Source organism: Microvirga sp. P4_G7, from assembly GCF_056401005.1.
The window spans coordinates 1-906 of the sequence record NZ_JBFUKD010001027.1 but is presented as its reverse complement, the minus strand read 5'-3'; the positions used below and the strand labels follow the sequence as shown (position 1 = coordinate 906).

Here is a 906-nt window from a genome sequence, read left to right as displayed (position 1 = left end):
GATCCTGGCAGATGGAAAACCGCGGCAAGACGATGAACCAGAACAAGTTCGACTTCGGCTTCGCCGTCGATTGGATGCGCAAGGATCTCGCGATTTGCCTTGCTGAAGCGCGCAAGAATGGCGCCAGCCTGCCGGCGACTGCGTTGATCGATCAGTTTTATGCCGACGTTCAGGCGATGGGCGGCCGCCGTTGGGATACGTCGAGCCTCATCGCGCGCCTCGAAAAGTAACGAGACGCGCCGTTCACGTAGAACTATCGCCGCGTGATCGTCAGGTAGACGATAAATCCGCCGATCCCGAGCGCGGCGAGAAACAGCACGATGTCGCGCGTCTCTCCGGTGATCGCCGCGTCGCGGTACATCTGCGACAGGCGCTCGCCCTGCTCCGGGTCGGAGGACATATACATGCCGACGACTGCGGTGAGCGTGACGAGTCCGATAATCAGCCAATTCATACGCATCGAAAAATCCTCTCGTCAGCGGCCTTCGAATTGCGGATCGCGCTTTTCCCGAAACGCGGTCAGACCCTCGATGAAATCGCGGCTGAAGCCGGCCTGTCGCTGCAGTTTCGCCTCCAGTGCCAATTGCGTATCGAGGTCGTTCGACGCACTCGCGGCAATCGCTTCCTTCGTCATGCGGAACGACAGGCCCGGCCCCTTCGCGAGTGTGGCTGCGAATGCGGCGACATCGTCRCCGAAGCTGCGGTCGTCGAAGACCTTGTAGACCAGACCCATCCGCTCGGCATCCTCGGCGGAAATCGGTTCGGCGCTCAGCATCAGCGCCAGTGCGCGCTTTTGGCCGACAAGGCGCGGCAGGATCCACGTTCCGCCTGCGTCGGGAACAAGCGCTATTTTCGCGAACCCTTCCTGCAGAAAGGCCGTGCGTGCGGCAACGACGATATCGCAGG

At 61.2% G+C, this 906-nt stretch carries 3 protein-coding genes; 1 reads left to right on the top strand and 2 read right to left on the bottom strand.

From position 1 onward, the window contains the following. Nucleotides 1-230, top strand: a 230-nt coding sequence (locus AC1DT3_RS22775; RefSeq protein ID WP_477467435.1) for an NAD-binding protein, incomplete at its 5' end; no start/stop codon positions are given. A 23-nt stretch (nucleotides 231-253) separates the two neighbouring features. Here AC1DT3_RS22775 and AC1DT3_RS22770 read toward each other — a convergent pair. Together AC1DT3_RS22770 and AC1DT3_RS22765 are read right to left on the bottom strand one after the other, a co-directional pair. Next, complete coding sequence (locus AC1DT3_RS22770) at nucleotides 254-460, bottom strand: hypothetical protein (protein ID WP_365241622.1); 207 nt, start codon at nucleotides 458-460, stop codon at nucleotides 254-256. A gap of 15 nt (nucleotides 461-475) precedes the next feature. Continuing rightward, nucleotides 476-906 (bottom strand): enoyl-CoA hydratase-related protein (locus AC1DT3_RS22765; RefSeq protein ID WP_477467434.1); only part of this gene is annotated, 431 nt, incomplete at its 5' end.